18 protein-coding genes are annotated in these 15,399 nt (G+C 56.0%); 13 read left to right on the top strand and 5 right to left on the bottom strand.

What is annotated here, in order from left to right; translation table 11 throughout:
- Positions 1–26: 26 nt before the first annotated feature.
- The 3 genes from secY to infA are packed head-to-tail and all read left to right on the top strand — an operon-like array spanning position 27 to position 2,131.
- On the top strand, positions 27–1,295 hold the full coding sequence (secY, locus tag NC979_RS00370; RefSeq protein ID WP_313887163.1) for a preprotein translocase subunit SecY: 1,269 nt from the start codon (positions 27–29) through the stop codon (positions 1,293–1,295).
- A complete protein-coding gene (locus tag NC979_RS00375; RefSeq protein WP_190522693.1) occupies positions 1,295–1,849 on the top strand; it encodes an adenylate kinase in 555 nt (184 codons plus the stop codon). Before secY ends, NC979_RS00375 begins: the two co-directional genes overlap by 1 nt.
- 57 nt (positions 1,850–1,906) lie before the next feature.
- The gene (gene infA, locus NC979_RS00380) at positions 1,907–2,131 is read left to right on the top strand and encodes a translation initiation factor IF-1 (RefSeq protein ID WP_017297627.1); all 225 of its coding nucleotides are present in this window, start codon (positions 1,907–1,909) and stop codon (positions 2,129–2,131) included.
- A 5-nt stretch (positions 2,132–2,136) separates the two neighbouring features.
- Here the strand turns inward: infA and NC979_RS00385 are convergent, their stop codons facing one another.
- Positions 2,137–3,180: an N-acetyltransferase DgcN family protein gene (locus NC979_RS00385; protein WP_190522695.1), complete on the bottom strand. Its 1,044-nt coding sequence runs from the start codon at positions 3,178–3,180 to the stop codon at positions 2,137–2,139.
- A complete protein-coding gene (locus tag NC979_RS00390; RefSeq protein WP_242024164.1) occupies positions 3,161–4,246 on the bottom strand; it encodes a dipeptide epimerase in 1,086 nt (361 codons plus the stop codon). Before NC979_RS00390 ends, NC979_RS00385 begins: the two co-directional genes overlap by 20 nt.
- Before the next feature lie 197 nt (positions 4,247–4,443).
- On the opposite strand from NC979_RS00390, the gene NC979_RS00395 reads away from it, so the two are divergent.
- The 8 genes from NC979_RS00395 to NC979_RS00430 all read left to right on the top strand — a co-directional run bounded on the left by NC979_RS00395 (position 4,444) and on the right by NC979_RS00430 (position 10,514).
- Positions 4,444–5,103, top strand: coding sequence for a CHRD domain-containing protein (locus NC979_RS00395; protein ID WP_190522697.1), 660 nt, complete (start codon positions 4,444–4,446; stop codon positions 5,101–5,103).
- Positions 5,104–5,262: 159 nt separating this feature from the next.
- Positions 5,263–5,844, top strand: coding sequence for a sigma-70 family RNA polymerase sigma factor (locus tag NC979_RS00400; RefSeq protein WP_190522699.1), 582 nt, complete (start codon positions 5,263–5,265; stop codon positions 5,842–5,844).
- 4 nt (positions 5,845–5,848) lie between these two features.
- Positions 5,849–6,619 carry an anti-sigma factor gene (locus tag NC979_RS00405; protein WP_190522701.1) on the top strand — a complete coding sequence of 257 codons (771 nt, stop codon included), beginning with the start codon at positions 5,849–5,851 and terminating at the stop codon, positions 6,617–6,619.
- Positions 6,620–6,694: 75 nt separating this feature from the next.
- Positions 6,695–8,131, top strand: a complete 1,437-nt coding sequence (locus NC979_RS00410; protein ID WP_190522703.1) for a pyridoxal phosphate-dependent decarboxylase family protein — start codon at positions 6,695–6,697, stop codon at positions 8,129–8,131.
- 449 nt (positions 8,132–8,580) lie between these two features.
- The gene (locus NC979_RS00415; protein ID WP_190522705.1) at positions 8,581–9,228 is read left to right on the top strand and encodes a DUF3386 domain-containing protein; all 648 of its coding nucleotides are present in this window, start codon (positions 8,581–8,583) and stop codon (positions 9,226–9,228) included.
- Between the two features lie 112 nt (positions 9,229–9,340).
- Complete coding sequence (locus NC979_RS00420) at positions 9,341–9,874, top strand: TrmH family RNA methyltransferase (protein WP_190522708.1); 534 nt, start codon at positions 9,341–9,343, stop codon at positions 9,872–9,874.
- Positions 9,875–9,904: 30 nt separating this feature from the next.
- On the top strand, positions 9,905–10,189 hold the full coding sequence (locus tag NC979_RS00425; RefSeq protein WP_190522710.1) for a 2TM domain-containing protein: 285 nt from the start codon (positions 9,905–9,907) through the stop codon (positions 10,187–10,189).
- Positions 10,190–10,205: 16 nt separating this feature from the next.
- The gene (locus NC979_RS00430) at positions 10,206–10,514 is read left to right on the top strand and encodes a DUF3181 family protein (RefSeq protein WP_073609609.1); all 309 of its coding nucleotides are present in this window, start codon (positions 10,206–10,208) and stop codon (positions 10,512–10,514) included.
- On the opposite strand, the gene NC979_RS00435 is transcribed toward NC979_RS00430, so the two are convergent.
- Positions 10,515–11,459: a hypothetical protein gene (locus NC979_RS00435; protein ID WP_190522712.1), complete on the bottom strand. Its 945-nt coding sequence runs from the start codon at positions 11,457–11,459 to the stop codon at positions 10,515–10,517.
- A gap of 124 nt (positions 11,460–11,583) precedes the next feature.
- Positions 11,584–11,991: a DUF6713 family protein gene (locus NC979_RS00440; RefSeq protein WP_190522714.1), complete on the bottom strand. Its 408-nt coding sequence runs from the start codon at positions 11,989–11,991 to the stop codon at positions 11,584–11,586.
- Positions 11,992–12,201: 210 nt separating this feature from the next.
- Here NC979_RS00440 and NC979_RS00445 point away from each other — a divergent pair, with 210 nt between their 5' ends.
- On the top strand, positions 12,202–12,900 hold the full coding sequence (locus tag NC979_RS00445; RefSeq protein WP_190522716.1) for a response regulator transcription factor: 699 nt from the start codon (positions 12,202–12,204) through the stop codon (positions 12,898–12,900).
- A gap of 21 nt (positions 12,901–12,921) precedes the next feature.
- Here the strand turns inward: NC979_RS00445 and chrA are convergent, their stop codons facing one another.
- On the bottom strand, positions 12,922–14,196 hold the full coding sequence (gene chrA, locus NC979_RS00450) for a chromate efflux transporter (protein WP_190522718.1): 1,275 nt from the start codon (positions 14,194–14,196) through the stop codon (positions 12,922–12,924).
- 470 nt (positions 14,197–14,666) lie between these two features.
- Here chrA and NC979_RS00460 point away from each other — a divergent pair, with 470 nt between their 5' ends.
- A complete protein-coding gene (locus tag NC979_RS00460) occupies positions 14,667–15,392 on the top strand; it encodes a M15 family metallopeptidase (RefSeq protein ID WP_190522720.1) in 726 nt (241 codons plus the stop codon).
- The last annotated feature ends 7 nt before the right edge of the window (positions 15,393–15,399 follow it).

Genomic DNA, 15,399 nt, shown 5'->3' on the forward strand with positions numbered 1-15,399 from the left:
AAAATCCAAGCGCGCAGGAGACATTTATGCAAATGGCCCAGGCCGCTGGCCTGCGAAGCCGTTTGCTGGTAACCCTAGGGCTTCTGGTATTAGTTAGACTAGGGATTTTTATTCCGGTACCAGGTATTGATCGCCAAGCTTTTGGTGCTTCTATCCAGTCGGGCAGCTTGGCTGGCTTTGTAGGCTTCTTAGATATCTTTGTGGGGGGTGGTTTGTCCGCTCTGGGTATCTTTGCTCTAGGAATCCTGCCCTTCATCAATGCTTCGATCATTATGCAGCTGTTGACGGCAGCTCTGCCTCAGCTGGAAGATCTGCAGAAGAACGAAGGGGAAGCTGGTCGTCGCAAAATCTCCCAAATTACTCGCTACGTAGCTCTGGGCTGGGCGATTTTGCAGAGTACTTTGCTGGCCTCCTTCTTGCTCTATCAATTTGCGGAAGTTCCTGGTCCTGCGTTTGTAGCTCAGACGGTAATTGCTCTGACAGCCGGATCAATGTTTGTGATGTGGGTAGGTGAGTTAATCACTGAGCGTGGTATTGGCAACGGTGCTTCGTTGCTGATTTTTCTAAACATTGTTTCTACTCTTCCTCGGTCGTTAGGTCAAACAATTGAGCTGGCGCAGAGCGGCGATCGCGGTCTAGTGGGCGGCATTATTATTCTGATGCTGGCCTTTCTGGCAATGATTGTGGGCATCGTCTTTGTGCAGGAGGGGACTCGCCGCATTCCCATTATTTCTGCTCGCCGCCAAGTGGGTCGCAAGCTCTACTTGGAGCAGAGCAATTACTTACCCCTGCGGCTTAACCAGGGCGGAGTAATGCCGATTATTTTCGCCTCTGCGGTGCTGGTGCTGCCGATTTCGCTGACTCAGTACATCACTAACCCTGGTTTCAGTCAGTTCGTCAACAACTATCTGAATCCAACATCGCTGTTCTACGTTTCGCTGTACCTGGTTCTTATTCTCTTCTTTAGCTATTTCTATTCGTCTCTGGTTATGAACCCCGACGATGTATCGCGAAACCTGAAGAAGATGGGAGCTAGCATCCCTGGTATTCGTCCCGGCAAAGCAACCACTGAGTACATCAGCCGTATTCTAAATCGCCTGACTTTTCTCGGTGCTGTTTTTCTGGGTATGGTAGCGGTTGTGCCCAGTGCGGTAGAGAGTTTGACGCGGGTTCAAACCTTCCGGGGTTTTGGAGCCACTTCTCTATTGATTCTGGTTGGTGTTGCCATTGACACTGCTAAGCAGATTCAGACCTACGTAATCTCCCAACGCTACGAAGGGATGGTGAAGCAGTAGTGACTCGACTTATTTTTCTAGGTCCGCCGGGAGCGGGTAAGGGCACTCAAGCTTTGCTGCTGGCTAAGGACTGCAAAGTTCCTCATATTTCTACCGGGGATATTCTACGGTCGGCAGTGGCAGCGGGTAGCGAGCTGGGCCAAAAAGCAGAACAGTATATGAGTGCCGGGGAATTGGTGCCTGACGAGCTGATACTGGATTTAATTCAGGAACGGTTGGGTCAAGACGATACTCAAGCGGGTTGGCTGCTGGACGGTTTTCCTCGCAATGTCCCCCAGGCTGAGTTTTTGCAGAAGCTGCTAGAGCAGATTGAGCAGCCTGTTGACTTTGTGGTGAACCTGGATGTTGAGGACGATGTGATTGTTGCTCGCCTGCTGCAGCGAGGGCGTGACGACGATGAAGAGTCGGTGATTCTCAATCGGCTTCAGGTATACCGTGAGCAAACCGAGCCACTAATTGATTTCTATCGCAGTCGCCAGCAGTTGGTATCGGTGGATGGTAATCAAACCATGGACGTAGTTCATGCTGACCTGAAGCGCCTAGTGATCGAGTAGTTACTGGGGTTATGCTAGAGTTCAGCCTGTTGATTGTGTAATGAGGGAGAGTTCAGCTTGTCTAAGCAAGACCTAATTGAAATGGAGGGCACCATTACTGAATCGTTGCCGAACGCGATGTTTCGGGTTGATTTGGATAATGGATTTAACGTATTAGCCCACATTTCTGGGAAAATTCGTCGTAATTACATCAAGATTTTGCCGGGCGATCGCGTCAAGGTAGAGCTAACCCCCTACGACCTCACCAAGGGGCGCATTACCTATCGTCTTCGCAAGAAGTAGCCTGACTAAGCCAAGATGGGTGTCAATAGTTTGTCGGCCCCTGTGCGGAAAATGTCTGCACAGGGGAGTTCTGTTTGGGCTTCGACCAGCTGAATGGCTTCCTCGGCAGTTGCTGCGGTTAAGTGACCCGTGTTGAGGGCGATCGCGACTACCTTCGCCGGGTAAAACGCTCCTGCCGCTGTTGTCACCTGTTCGTAGAGGGCAATCACACTGGGTAGATCCGGGATTTTCACTTGGGGGAAATTATGGATATGGTTTTGCCCAGCTCGGTGTACCAGCACTAAGTGGGTGGGTTGGGTGCCCCGCAGCAGAGGCAGTGTGGCGGTCGAGGCTGGATTGAGTAGCGATCCCTGCCCTTCTACAAAGACGAAGTCATGATGGGGACCATGGCGCATAAGCTGCTGTTCGACGGCTCCTGAAGCGTAATCAACCCGGATGGCATCTAACGGCACACCGTCGTCCCCTAGCATGAGATTGGTTTGGCCCGTGGCGATTACTTTAGATCGTAACCCTCGCTGAAGGCAGGCGCGGTGTAGCTCTAGGGTTGCCGACATTTTGCCCACGGACATATCGGTACCTACGGTCAGAATGCGCTTGCAGTTTAGCTGGCTGGCTTGCCCACTTCCCACAGTTAGGCCTTCCGGCTCCTGGCGTACGTCCCAAATCCACTGGTGGTTTCTCAGCCAGGGCTGGAGTGCTGGGTGGGTGGCCATGGGTGTATGGAGGCCGTTGACAATACTTAGCCCTGCCTTGACCGCCTGCTCAATTTCTTGAAACCAGGCATCGGGCAGCTTGCCGCCGGAGGGGGCAATACCAATAGCCAGCACATCTGGGGTGTAGGCCAGGGCCTCGGCTAGCGATGCAACTATGGGGATGGGCTTGTCGATGCCGGTGAGGTCATGGAGCGATCGCCCCGCCGCCTGGTAATCGATCACCGCCACAATCGGCGATTGGCTAAAGCGCAGCAGGGCCAGGCCGGTCTTACCCATGGTGCTCTGGGTGCCCTCGTGCATAAGTAGGGCAATGCGACTATCGGGCTTGAGGTGCATAGCTAAGTCCAAGACCAGGATTGGTGGAGGGAAGTAGGTGTCCGTTAGCTAGGGTAAGGCCGCTGAAGGGGTCGTCCCGTAGATTTAGGTGACTATCAAGGTCGAGGTAGTCGGCTAAGGGGGAGAGCTGAGCCATGGCCCCATTCGCCAGGCTGCTGTCGGAGTAGCAGCCAAACATGACCTGAAGCCCACAGGCCCGCGCCGTGTGAATCATCCGCAGGGCTTCAGTCAGTCCCCCGGCTTTCATCAACTTAATGTTAATGCCATCGACTAAGTTCGCTAGGCGAGGAATATCTGAACTGTTGAAGCAGCTCTCATCTACAAAAATCGGCAATGGCGAGTCCTGCTTGAGCTGGGCCAAATCGGCATCCTGGCTCACGGGTAGAGGTTGCTCTAGGTGAGTGACGCGGCGATCGCCCAGCCAATTCGCCATTTGTTTGGCTTCCTCTAAACTCCAGCCGCCGTTAGCATCAACGCTGAGGCTAACGGCGGTGGGGATATGGTCATAGACGGCCTGAAACATGGCTTGGTCAGCTTCGATGCCGTGGGGACTACCAAGCTTCACCTTAAGGGCGCGGGCGGAAGTCTGCTGTAGCCAATCCTGCGATCGCTGCCGGGCGGCCTCAGGTGATGAAATGCCAACAGTAACTGACGTCGGCTGAATGCGTCCTAAATCTAGCCCTAGCAGTCGCCAAATGGGCTGCCTGACAAACTTGCCGCACCAGTCCCACAAAGCTACGTCGAGGGCGGCGCGGGTAGCTGAATGGAGAGATAACGTTGCAATGGCCGACTCAATGGCCTGGCGGTCCAGCGGATGGTGGAAGGCTACGACTGTCTGTAAGCGAACTATATCAGCCTGCAAGATGGCCAATGTTTGCTGGTGAGTGCCAATGGAAAACGGAGCTGCTTCCCCCCAGCCTTCTATGCCCTCGGCGCTGAGCTTCAGCCAGAGATTAGTTGATTGGGCCGTGGTGCCGCGACTGATGGTGAGCGGTACACGTTTGTGAACAGTAAACGGCTGATAGGTGATTTCCATAGAGGGGTAGCTAGCTTGGGGGCAGTACATGGCAGCACCGCAGGTTAACGCTGAAGCCGGACAATGCTCTTACGGAGCTGCTATCAGTCCAGCTGTTGTGCCACTAATTGTTCAGCTAGCTGAGTTTTCATGCAATGCTACCGCATCCAATTTGTAGAGAGCTGCGTACCAGGTATGAGTCTCGACCAAAGAGACTTTTAGCCGTTTGTTGAGTGGAATGAAGCATTATGTTGAGAGAACGAAAGCATTGGCGCAATAGCTTAATTGCCCTAGCCACCTGCCTGTTTGTAACCGTACTGTACTCCCCTATGCTGGGTCGGGTGATGGCTCAGTCGCCGTTGGGAACCCCCGCAACCGTATCAGTAACTCCTTGGTCTAGTGCCCCCAATGACACCTTTGCCCTAGGAGAACAGATTGACGCAAACCTAGCGGCGGCGACAGCTCCCCTACTAGCTCAGGGCTTCGATGAGCCCATCGTTACCTATGTAGCCATGCTCAGCGGTCAGAATGTTGTACCCAAAGCGGCTAAAACCGAGGCTCGTGGCGTGGTTGGGGCTGCCCTGTCTGGCAACCGCCTAGTAGTGCGCGGCAGCTTTCGGGAGTTGAGCAGTACCCCGCGCGACTATGCTACCGATCCGCTCGATCCGCCCAATCCTAATATCACCTCGGCGTTCCACGTTCACCGAGGGAGCTCTAGTGAAAATGGGCCATTTCAGTACGCTCTAGATGTAACCATGAATCCTAACGGCCGCGGGGGCAGCGCCATGGGCGACTACACCCTCACGCCTGAACAGCTTCAGGCGCTGCAAAACGGCACGCTGTATGTCGACTTTCACACCACTCGCTACCGGGCTGGTGAACTGCGGGGCATTTTAATGCCTGCTTAGGCGATCGCTACATACTCTATATCCCGTTGGGTGGTGGCTGAGCGCCAGCCCTACTCGACGGGATGGCAGTAGACCCGAACCATGGCATTGTATAAAGCAATGATTGCGGTACGATCCTCCAGTCACAAGACGGGTCTGGTGTCTGAGCATCCGATGTATATGGATTTTGATCGACTGACCTCGACTGAAGCTGAAGCGCCCCCGGATGCAGACCTTTGGTTAGCTTTAAAGGCGGGGCAAACTGACGCCCTTGGCCCTCTATACGATCGCCACGGTGGACTGGTCTACGGCATTGCTCTCAAAGTATTGGGCCATACCCAGGAAGCTGAAGACCTAACCCAAGACATTTTTGCCAAGCTACAGTCGACAGCCTATAACCCCCAGCGAGGCTCGTTGCGCACGTTCTTGGCCATACTGACGCGATCGCGCGCCATTGACCGCCTGCGATCGCGTCAGGTGGCTCGGGCGGCGGTGGAACGCCTTCAGTCTACTCAGATAACGCCCCCAGCTCAGACCCCAGAGCAGGCTGTAGTCCAGGCCGAGCGTACCCAAGACATCCAGACTGCTCTGGCCCAGCTGTCTGAGAGTCAGCAAGAGATTTTGCGCCTAGCCTACTACGAAGGGCTATCCCAGGCCGCCATTGCCGAACAGCTCGATACCCCCTTGGGCACCGTCAAATCTCATTCTCGTCGAGGCCTGCTGAGGCTACGACAAATTCTCCAAGAGCATTGGGGTAACTAGCACTATGACTGGGTCGATTTCATCAGAACAATTGCAGCAGTTGCTGGCGGGCTACGTCCTCTACGACCTCAGCCCCGACGAGTCGGTTACCCTGGCAAATTTGCTGGCGGCCAACCCCGATCTACAGCTGGATATCGACCAGCTGCAGCAGGCGCTGGAAGTGGCCTACGATGGTGATCCTGTCAGCCCGCCGGCCCATCTGAGAATGGCTCTGCTACAAACCGCTGCCCAGCCAGTTGAGTCTGGGGCTGAAACGGTGAGTGCTCCGGTTGCGTCACCGGGGCTGCGACCTCGTCGCTGGGGACGAATTTGGGGGGCAGCGGCAGCAGCGCTAATTGCTGGCCTCAGTTTGAGCAACCTGATGCTTTGGCGCACGCTACAGCTTGAGCGCGCCAGCCAGCCAGACGAAACCTTAACGATTGCCCTGGGTCCTTCTAAGGATAGTGCGACGGCGGGACAGGCTCAGGTGGTGATCAACCCCAGTACCCTGGCGGGCTCCCTCACGGTAGAGAATCTGCCTCCTCTGGAGCCCGGCGCTGTTTACGTGCTGTGGACGGTGGTGGATCCCAGTGCTACAGCCACCGTGGATCAAAAAAACGCTATTCTCACCACCGTGTTCACTGTGGATGAGCAGGGCCAGGTGTCGCAACCTATTGATCTGCCGCCGGTATACCGCCGCGATCGCGGTCTTGTGCGGGCCGTAGCCATTACCAAAGAGAGCGCCACCGCTCCTCAGGCCCACCTGTCGCCCCCGCTGCTAATTCAGCCCTTGTAGAAACCCAGGGTTTCCCTAGCATGGGATAGAGCATTGGCGAGATAATTGAGCCATAGTTCCCGCGAGAGGTGTGTGTTGGCTCCATCGGTTTTGCCTGCTACTGCGTTTATCGATCCACAAGGCCACAACCGAGCGGCCATCGCAGCAATTTTGCAGCGGGTGGTCGAGCAAATTCTTGACTATTCCACAGGGGCAGGCAGCCACGACCCTCTGCCCTCAATTAAGGAAATTGAGTTTAGCGGTATTCCAGTTCAACCCACGGCGATCGCCCCCCTGCTGTCATCCCTGGGCGACCTCATGGCCCAGTCGATGAACCCAGCCCACCCCGGTTATATGGGCCACATGGACCCCTTGCCCAGCACCGCTTCTATTGTGGGCGACTGGGCGGCGGCAGCCTTGAACAACAACATGCTGAGCGTGGAGATGTCGCCGGCCCTATCGCGTCTAGAGCCGCTGCTGCTGGCCGAATTGGCCCAGATGTTTGGGCTTGGGGAGCGAGCTGGGGGGCTGCTAGCCAGCGGCGGCAGCCTGGCTAACCTGCAGGCGCTCACCGTAGCTCGCAACGTAAAACTGGACTGTTTACGGCAGGGATTGGCCGGGGGGCCGCCGCCAGTGATCTTGGCCTCGGAGATGGCTCACACCTCGATTCAAAAGGCGGCGATGGTGCTGGGGCTGGGGCTGGAGGGGGTGGTGCTGGTACCTGCGAACGCCAATGCTCAGATGGACGTCAATGCCCTAGAGGAGAAAATTCAGGGGGCAATCGCCCGAGGGCAGCGGCCCTTTGCGGTAGTAGGCACGGCGGGCACCACCGTTACCGGCAACATTGACCCATTACCCGAAATTGCCCGCATTGCCCAAACCCACGGGCTGTGGTTCCATGTGGATGCGGCTTACGGAGGGGCGATCGCCTTTTCGCCTCAGCACCGGCATCGACTAATGGGCATTGAACAGGCTGATTCGGTGACGTTTAACCCCCAAAAATGGCTGTACGTCACTAAGACCTGTGCCTCGGTGCTATTTCGCGATCTGGGGTTGCTGCACAGTCACTTTCGCGTGTCGGCACCCTACATGAATACTGAGCCTGATTGGGTAAACCTAGGGGAACTGACGGTGCAGGGAACCCGCCATGCCGACGTGCTCAAACTGTGGCTCACGCTCCAGCATCTGGGCCAGGCGGGCTGCGCCGAACTGATCGAGGCCAGTTATGCCCTCAGCAATCACTTTGTCACCCAGGTGCGCCAGCGGCCCTACCTGGAACTAGCCAGCGAGCCTGAGATGAATCTAATCTGCTTTCGCGGCTGCCCTCCTGCGCTGCCACCAGCCCAGTGGGACGCCTGGAACGCTAATTTGCAGGACTACCTGCTGAAGCAGCGCCAGATCTTTTTGTCGGTGCCTAACTTTCGGGGGCAGCGATGGTTGAAGGCGGTGCTGCTCAACCCGTTTACTACGGCGGCTGAGGTGAGCCACCTATTTGAGGCTATAGATCAGTACGCCAGTAGCGCTGCCGGTTGAGGGGCGCGATCGCCCGTTTATCACCAAAACAAGTTATCCACAGACTGCCAAAAAACTGTGGATAACTCAAAGCTTTTGCAATATAAGAAAACAAGTGATCCTAAAAGCCCTGACTGTGCAGGGTTTTAGCGGATGCCTTAAAACTGAGGCTCACGAGCAGCCTGTGGAAAACTGGAACTAAATTGAGCTTCTAGAAACCGATCTGCCGCAGCTTTTCTGGAGCAGCACAGGTCTGAATGAATTATGGGCTCCTTATCCTAAAGAGGCGACCCCGTTAGCACTGTAAACCACAATACATTAATACATTTCTTCGCAATTGGCAGCTGACCCTGCCTATTACTTAAGACCAGGCCAAGCCCAGGGGAGCTTAGAATCGCTATGCTAAAGAAGCTCCAGCACAGCGGCAGGGCGCTGCTTGTGCACCAAACATGAATCGGGAGAATTTTTTAATGGTTGGAACTCAGCTTGCAGCACGGGACTTGTTTCGCGCTGCCTATGAAAATCGCTACACCTGGGGTGCAGCTTTCCCTGGTTATACCGCTGATGTGACGTTTACCCACAACGACCAGACTTACAGTGGCCAGGTTAAGGTCAGCGCCGACCTTAAGCTTGAGGTGAGCGGCATTGCCGATGAGGCTGCTCAAAAAATGGTGCACGGTCAGCTGTTTGAGGTCTCGATTCACCGGGTGCGGCGTGAGTTTGAAGACAGCCACGGCAACAACACCTTTAGCTATGGCGAAACCCTAGCCGACGGTTCGGTAGAGATTTTGATGGGTGGCAAAGCCGAGGGCGATCGCTACCAGCTCAAAGGCAACGAAGTGTCGATGGTGCACCGCCACATCCATGGCGTCGTGGTAACCATTCACACCTATAGCAGCCACGACACCGGGTCCGGCTACCTGTCGCACCGCTACGACTCGGTCTACCACGACCCCAAAACTGGTGAGCAAAAGGGCGGCCTCAGCGATTTTGAGGACGAATATACCGAAGTTGGCGGCTACTACATTCTCTCTCGCCGCTCTATCGAAACCGGGGTTGACGATGACACCGATAAGCAGGAATTTGTGTTTTCTAACATTGCTCTAATCGCGGCCTAAGGGCTGCGGTCATCTAGTTGACGATGGCACCTCACCCGTTCTGTCTAGACAGGACGGGTTTTTTCGAGTTTTTTTATTGATTTCAGACGCGTGCGTCATTATTTATGAATCTATGGTGCTACTCCAAACTCAGTACCCAAATTTGCCCCGTCACCCGTTGGTGGTATGCGCCGCTTTGGTCGAAAACCCCATGAATTTGGGCATGCTGTGCCGCACCGCCGAAGCCTTTCGACTAGAGGCTCTGGTGCTGAGCGAGTTAGCACTAACTCAAAATCGCCAGTTTCGCCAAGTCGCGGTGGCGACTCACCAGTGGCAGCCCGTGGTGGCCTGCGCAGCGGAGCAGTTGCCCCAGTGGCTAGCTGACCGGCGGCGGCAGGGCTATAGCCCCATTGCCCTAGATCTTCAGCCCCAGGCGACGCCCCTGGCTAAGATGCAGTTTCCTCAACGCATGGTGCTGGTTTTGGGACGCGAGCTGACAGGCATTCCATCCGTGGTGGCGGCAGCCTGCGATCAGGCAGTGGTGATTCCGCAGTATGGGGTGGTGCAGTCGCTCAATGTGCAGACGGCGGCGGCTTTAGCGATCTACGCCTACATTTGCCAGTGGGGAATGCCTCCCCCGCCTTTAGCCCCAACGCCTTTAGAATGAAGGGTGTAGCGTAATTGTGATGTTGAGCCTATGCCACCCCGTTGGCCCCGTAAACCCACCCGAGAAGATCCTGCCTACCGCAAGTTAGAGGACCGCATTAACTTTGCGGTGCATGTGGCGGCGTTTACTGCCGTTAACTCTGGGCTGTGGTTTTTTAATACTCTCAACCCTGAATGGGCGCCTTGGGCAAATAAGGTAACCCTGACTTGGTTGCCGGTTTTAGTAGCTAATGCTGTCTATATTTTTGCGATCGCAGACTACTCCCCTGTGCCCCTAGCGTCCACTGCTGACCCTGACCCCAACACAGAGCCCTAGATGGAGAACCCAAGCTATGTCTGATGCCTCTACTGCCCGCGCCATAGAATCCTTAGCCGCCACCATCGGCGATAAGGTGTATCTCGATGTGGCCAAGTGGCACCTATATCTGGGCGACGCCAAACTGCACACGCCTCTGGCCGAAAAGCTTTATCCCCTGGTTGCTGGCGATAAGGTGACCGAATCTGCCGTCGCAGATATTTTGACCAGCACGTCGGTGGCCATTGGCGGTGGGCAAAAAACCGTCACCCTGGCCGATTTAATTCCGGCTGCTGGCAAAGCCGATCTGCTAGAGGCGATCGCCGATTACCAGCGCGACCTGTAGCTAACGCCTGTCGGGGCGATAGGCAGGGTGCTCTGGGGGAAGATCGTCCTCAGGCCACAGCTCCATGGCATCCACATCGATGGTGGGCACCTTGTCATCGCGCAGGTTGGGGCCGGAGGGCAGCCCAGCGGTAACGTCGGTGACGGCCTCGCGCAGCTGGTTGCGCAAGCCACGTGTGCGCTTCTTAACGCTGCCCAGCAGGCCGCCTAACTTATCCTGGGCCTCGGCTTGGAGTTTTTGGCGGCGATCTTGAGCTTCGGCTCCCAACTTGTGGCGACCTTCCTGAAACTGTTCATTCACCTGATCGCGCATGGTCTGGGTGCCCTTGACGGCAGCATCCCAGCTGCGACGCGGGTCGGGCAGTTTGTCTAGGGGAATGCGATCGAAGGGCGATTGGGCGGTGGGGGCGGGCTGTCGAGGCAGCTGCACCCCTGCTTGAATCAGGACTGGAGCGCTCAGGGCAGTGTCCTCCGCCATCATGCGACGGCGGCCGGTGCTGATGACGGCCACTGGGGCCAGGGCATAGAGGCCAGCCGGCAATGGGCTAGTTTCTGCCGGGACGAATAGGTATTGCAGGATGTTGCCGGTAGCGGGGTCGAAGCGGTAGTCGGTGAGTTGGCCGATGCGATCGCCGTGATCTGACCACAGCTCAATCTCTCCCAAGGGCAAGCAGTCTTGCAGGTGCTCATCAATTGCCTCGATTCGTGCCCCGGCTTTTACCACCACTCCATCGCGCCCAACGGAGCCAATCTGAGACCACAGGAACCGACGGCTTTGGCGGTTCAACAGGCCGCCAGCGCTACAGCCAATGCCCTTAACCTGGTGAGTGCGCCCATTGACCCAAATTTCGGCAATGGGGCCAAACTCCTCGGCGGTGTCGAGGTTAATGGCTAGGCGGTTGAGCAACTCACTCTTCAGCATGCTCTGGGGAAATGACCCGTCCATAATCAGCACTCCTATGATCGCTAGCCCAAGCCAAATGCGTCTTTGACTTGGATAAGATCTTTACCTAATGGTAGTCGATCAAAATTTGCGCTTGAAAACTCGTTTGAGAGCGAGTCGGTACTGGCTACTTCGTCTCTTGAGGGACTGTTTGTAGGGTTCGTTGAGAAGCAATGAAAACAGTCAGCAGGTACAGCAGCCCCAACACGCCGCCGCCATAGATTAATCCGCGAGAGAGATCAGAATCGAAGGTATAGAGAATACTGTGCTCAAGCCGTTTGTGCAGCCCGGCATGAATAGCGAGGAAGAGCGCCACGGCAATGCGCGACCAGCGACAAACAGCAGGAGCTTCATGATTGGTTAACCACAGCAGCCCCGCCACCAGGGGAATGTGAACCAGCACAAAGGCCACTTCGGCGATCGCGTCGGGCAGGCGATTGAGAATAAACAGGAGTCGCCACTCGGCTTGGGTCATGGCGTCGAGTTCGTGGGCCATGAGGGTGGCAAAGCCCAGGTAAAACAGCAGGTTTTCCATTTTGAGTTACCGTTTGGTTGGGTCAACGATTTAAGACAGTAGGATAGCCGTCTCGGCTGTCCAGGGTTTAGGCAGAATGCTTGGCCTCCAAAGCCTGGACCTGATAAATTCTGATTCTTAAGCGTCTTGTTGTCTTCTGGGGCGTGAACTGATTCCGCCCCGACAATTCCGAGTTAGAGTGAGCAGTGATAGGTCATCTGGGGCGATGTTATGTCTGAGCAAACCGGGAATATCTTACTGGTAGACGATGAGCCAGGTCTGCGCGAGGCGGTACAAGCCTATTTAGAAGACAGCGGCTTTACGGTGCGATCGGCCAGCAATGCTAAGGAAGGCTGGGATCTGCTGCAACAGGAGACGCCGGATGTCCTAATCTCGGACATCATGATGCCCCAAGTTGACGGTTACGCCTTTTTGGCCCAGGTGCGCGATGATATTCGCTTTAAGGGGCTACCGGTGCTGTTTTTGACAGCGCGGGGCATGACCAGCGATCGCATTCAAGGCTACAACGCGGGCTGCGACGCCTATCTTTCTAAACCCTTCGACCCCGAAGAACTAGTAGCGGTAGTCAGCAATCTAATGGGTCGCCGCGCCGCCCAAACCCTCGATGCCGGCGATGTGCCCGACATTGCTGTCATGGCTCGCCAGATTGAGGAAATCAAGGCCATGCTGACCCAGAAAGGCGGTATTGCCAAGGTAGCCTCCGACATTCGCATTGACCTTACCCCCCGCGAACAGAGCGTGCTCGACTTGGTAGCCGAGGGGCTGATGAACAAAGAAATTGCCAGCCGCTTGGAGACTAGCGTGCGCAACGTTGAAAAGTATGTCAGCCGTCTGTTTAGCAAAACCGGCACCAACAGCCGCACAGAGCTGGTGCGCTTCGCCTTAGAACACGGCATGGTGACAACTTAGGGGCGGGAGTAAGCAGGTGCTTTAAGTTAGAGCCCCTGCAGTTAAGCCAATTAATGCCCCAGTGGGCACCAGTTGCCAGGTAGGGCGGCGGAACTGCACCAAGGCAATGAGGGCAGCAAGGCCTATGGCGATCGCAACAGCCGTGCGGGGCAGGGTGTCTTGCTGCAGAGCGGCGACGGACAGGGGAATGGCAGCGGCGGCGATCGCCCCCAACACCGCTGGCATCACTCCCTTGAGAAAGCTTTTCACCCAGGGGTTTCGTCGCAGCCGCACCAGAAACGGTGAGGCAAACATGATGAATAAAAACGACGGGGTAAAGATTGCGATCGTGGCGACCAGCGCCCCCAGTGCCCCGGCTACCTTATAGCCTACAAAAGCGGCGGTGATCACCACCGGGCCGGGGGTGAGTTCGCCCAGAGCAACCCCGTCAATGAACTGGTTAGGGGTCATCCAGCCAAAGTCATCCACCACTGCCGTCTCTAGCAGAGGAATAATCACCAGGCCGCCGCCAAAGATAAAGGCCCCGGTCTTGAGAAAGAAGGTTGAGAGGGGGACGAAGTAGTCTTGAATGCGATCAAGACCCCAGAAGCTAGAAACCGCGACAGGGTCGGCGGGAAGATTCGCTAGCAGATTGGGAATATCCTGGGTGATAGGCAGCAGGGGGGCGAGCCAGGCACTCGTGCGGGGTGATGGCCCAGCGGGCGGTGGGGCGGTGGGGCGATAGATGATGAGTCCGGCCAGACCCGCTAGCAAAAAGAGCAGCAGAATATTGACGCGAAAGATGAGGGAGACAAGGAGGACAGTGAGGGCGATCGCCACCCCCTGCCAGTCTTTAATCGCCTTCTTGCCTAGCTTCCAGCAGAAGCCAAAAATGATGGCGATCACCACGGGCGAAATGCCCAAAAACAAGTCCTTAATTTGGGGTACCCCCTGGAACTTGAAGTAGGCCCACGACAGGGTGAGCACAATCAAAAACGCCGGCAAAATGAAGCAAACGCCCGCTACCAGCGCCCCCAGCTGTCCCGCTCGCAAGTACCCGATATAAATGCCGGTTTGGGTTGAGGCGGGGCCGGGCAGCATTTCGCAGATTGCTACCCCTTCAAGAAACTGCTCTTCTTTGAGCCAGCCGCGCCGCACCACTGCCTCATCGTGAATCATGGCAATGTGGGCTTGGGGACCGCCAAAGCCGATCGCTCCTAGCCTTAGAAAGAGGCGGGCTAGCTCGCTTAGCCGAGCCGATAAACTCTCCTGAACCGGTTCTACGGCTGGGAAATCTAATTCTGGCGGCTGGCTCATGGGGCAAAACAATAATGCTGAAGCCACTGTATCGAAATTCGATAATTAGCCCCTATATCGAGCACTACATTCGCGAAGCTGAATCCTCATACAGTTCGCCGAAAAGCTCTTTGACCTTTTGCTTGGCGTCTTCTAGCCGCCGCTTGCCCAGTTCATCAGCCGAGTAAAGTTGTCGGTTCTAGGGTTTATCTCTTGCTTTTGCGGACGCCAGGTTAGCCTACGCTCTAGACGACGGAGCATGGGGTAAAGGGTTCCTGCGCCGAGGTTGTAACCGTAATAGCTCGGCTCCTCGATAAGGCCAAGACCAAAAATTGGCTTCTGCGCCGCTTGGTGAAGAATAAGCAGGCGAATTAGGCTGGAGTACAAGCTCACGTCCATCTCTATGGAGGCATTAATGCTTTGAGGGACGAGCACTCCCTGATGATGGCATTAGGCTAACTATTGACACTTTTTAAGCTGGGGAAAAACACATGAAACCCTACCAGGCCATCCCAATCTGCGATCGCAGTGAACCGCTAGTGCCCATCCCCTGCGATCGCTTTCCCCTAGTAGATCCTCACGTCTATCAATCGCTAGGAGCCCCCTACGGTAACCAGTCACCCTACTCCCTCAGAGCAGGCGTACTCGCCGCCCTAACCGAAGCTCAGGATCAGCTCCAGTGGCAGCGTTCGGGTTGGCACATACAAATTTTTGACGCCTTTCGCCCTCTGGCGGTGCAGCGGTTTATGGTGGAGCACACTTTCACAGAGCGGGTACAAGCTCGGGGATGGATGACTGAGGCTCTAACCCCTGCCCAGCGCGACGAGGTGATGGCGGAGGTGGCCCAGTTTTGGGCCATGCCCAGCGATGACCCAGCCACGCCGCCGCCCCACAGCACTGGGGCCGCGCTAGACGTGACGCTGATCGATGCTACTGGGAGCGTGGTCGATATGGGCTCGCCCATTGATGAGGTATCGCTGCGATCGCACCCCAACCATTTTGCCGACCGCACGAACCCGGCTGAGCAAACCTTCCACGCCCACCGCACCCTGCTCAACCAGGTGATGGAGTCAGCGGGGTTTCGTCGCCACCCCAACGAGTGGTGGCACTTTTCGCTCGGCGATCAGCTCTGGGCCTGGCTGCGGCGGCAAGAAACCGGCAGCGACAAGTTTTTGGCCCACTATGGGCGAGCCTCGGTAGACTTGTGGGTACAGTGAAACCAGC

The organism is Leptolyngbya subtilissima AS-A7, assembly GCF_039962255.1.
In the GTDB taxonomy this organism is placed as follows: Bacteria; Cyanobacteriota; Cyanobacteriia; order Phormidesmidales; family Phormidesmidaceae; genus Nodosilinea.

Excerpts from the sequence above, each read along its gene's own strand:
- NC979_RS00420 (WP_190522708.1), top strand. The coding sequence starts at position 9,341 with ATGGTGCTACTCCAAACTCAGTACCCAAATTTGCCCCGTCACCCGTTG.
- NC979_RS00460 (WP_190522720.1), top strand. The coding sequence starts at position 14,667 with ATGAAACCCTACCAGGCCATCCCAATCTGCGATCGCAGTGAACCGCTA.
- NC979_RS00405 (WP_190522701.1), top strand. The coding sequence starts at position 5,849 with ATGACTGGGTCGATTTCATCAGAACAATTGCAGCAGTTGCTGGCGGGC.
- NC979_RS00445 (WP_190522716.1), top strand. The coding sequence starts at position 12,202 with ATGTCTGAGCAAACCGGGAATATCTTACTGGTAGACGATGAGCCAGGT.
- NC979_RS00425 (WP_190522710.1), top strand. The coding sequence starts at position 9,905 with ATGCCACCCCGTTGGCCCCGTAAACCCACCCGAGAAGATCCTGCCTAC.
- secY (WP_313887163.1), top strand. The coding sequence starts at position 27 with ATGCAAATGGCCCAGGCCGCTGGCCTGCGAAGCCGTTTGCTGGTAACC.
- NC979_RS00435 (WP_190522712.1), bottom strand. The coding sequence starts at position 11,459 with ATGGACGGGTCATTTCCCCAGAGCATGCTGAAGAGTGAGTTGCTCAAC.
- NC979_RS00440 (WP_190522714.1), bottom strand. The coding sequence starts at position 11,991 with ATGGAAAACCTGCTGTTTTACCTGGGCTTTGCCACCCTCATGGCCCAC.
- chrA (WP_190522718.1), bottom strand. The coding sequence starts at position 14,196 with ATGAGCCAGCCGCCAGAATTAGATTTCCCAGCCGTAGAACCGGTTCAG.
- NC979_RS00395 (WP_190522697.1), top strand. The coding sequence starts at position 4,444 with ATGTTGAGAGAACGAAAGCATTGGCGCAATAGCTTAATTGCCCTAGCC.
- NC979_RS00400 (WP_190522699.1), top strand. The coding sequence starts at position 5,263 with ATGGATTTTGATCGACTGACCTCGACTGAAGCTGAAGCGCCCCCGGAT.
- NC979_RS00415 (WP_190522705.1), top strand. The coding sequence starts at position 8,581 with ATGGTTGGAACTCAGCTTGCAGCACGGGACTTGTTTCGCGCTGCCTAT.
- NC979_RS00430 (WP_073609609.1), top strand. The coding sequence starts at position 10,206 with ATGTCTGATGCCTCTACTGCCCGCGCCATAGAATCCTTAGCCGCCACC.
- NC979_RS00385 (WP_190522695.1), bottom strand. The coding sequence starts at position 3,180 with ATGCACCTCAAGCCCGATAGTCGCATTGCCCTACTTATGCACGAGGGC.
- NC979_RS00390 (WP_242024164.1), bottom strand. The coding sequence starts at position 4,246 with ATGTACTGCCCCCAAGCTAGCTACCCCTCTATGGAAATCACCTATCAG.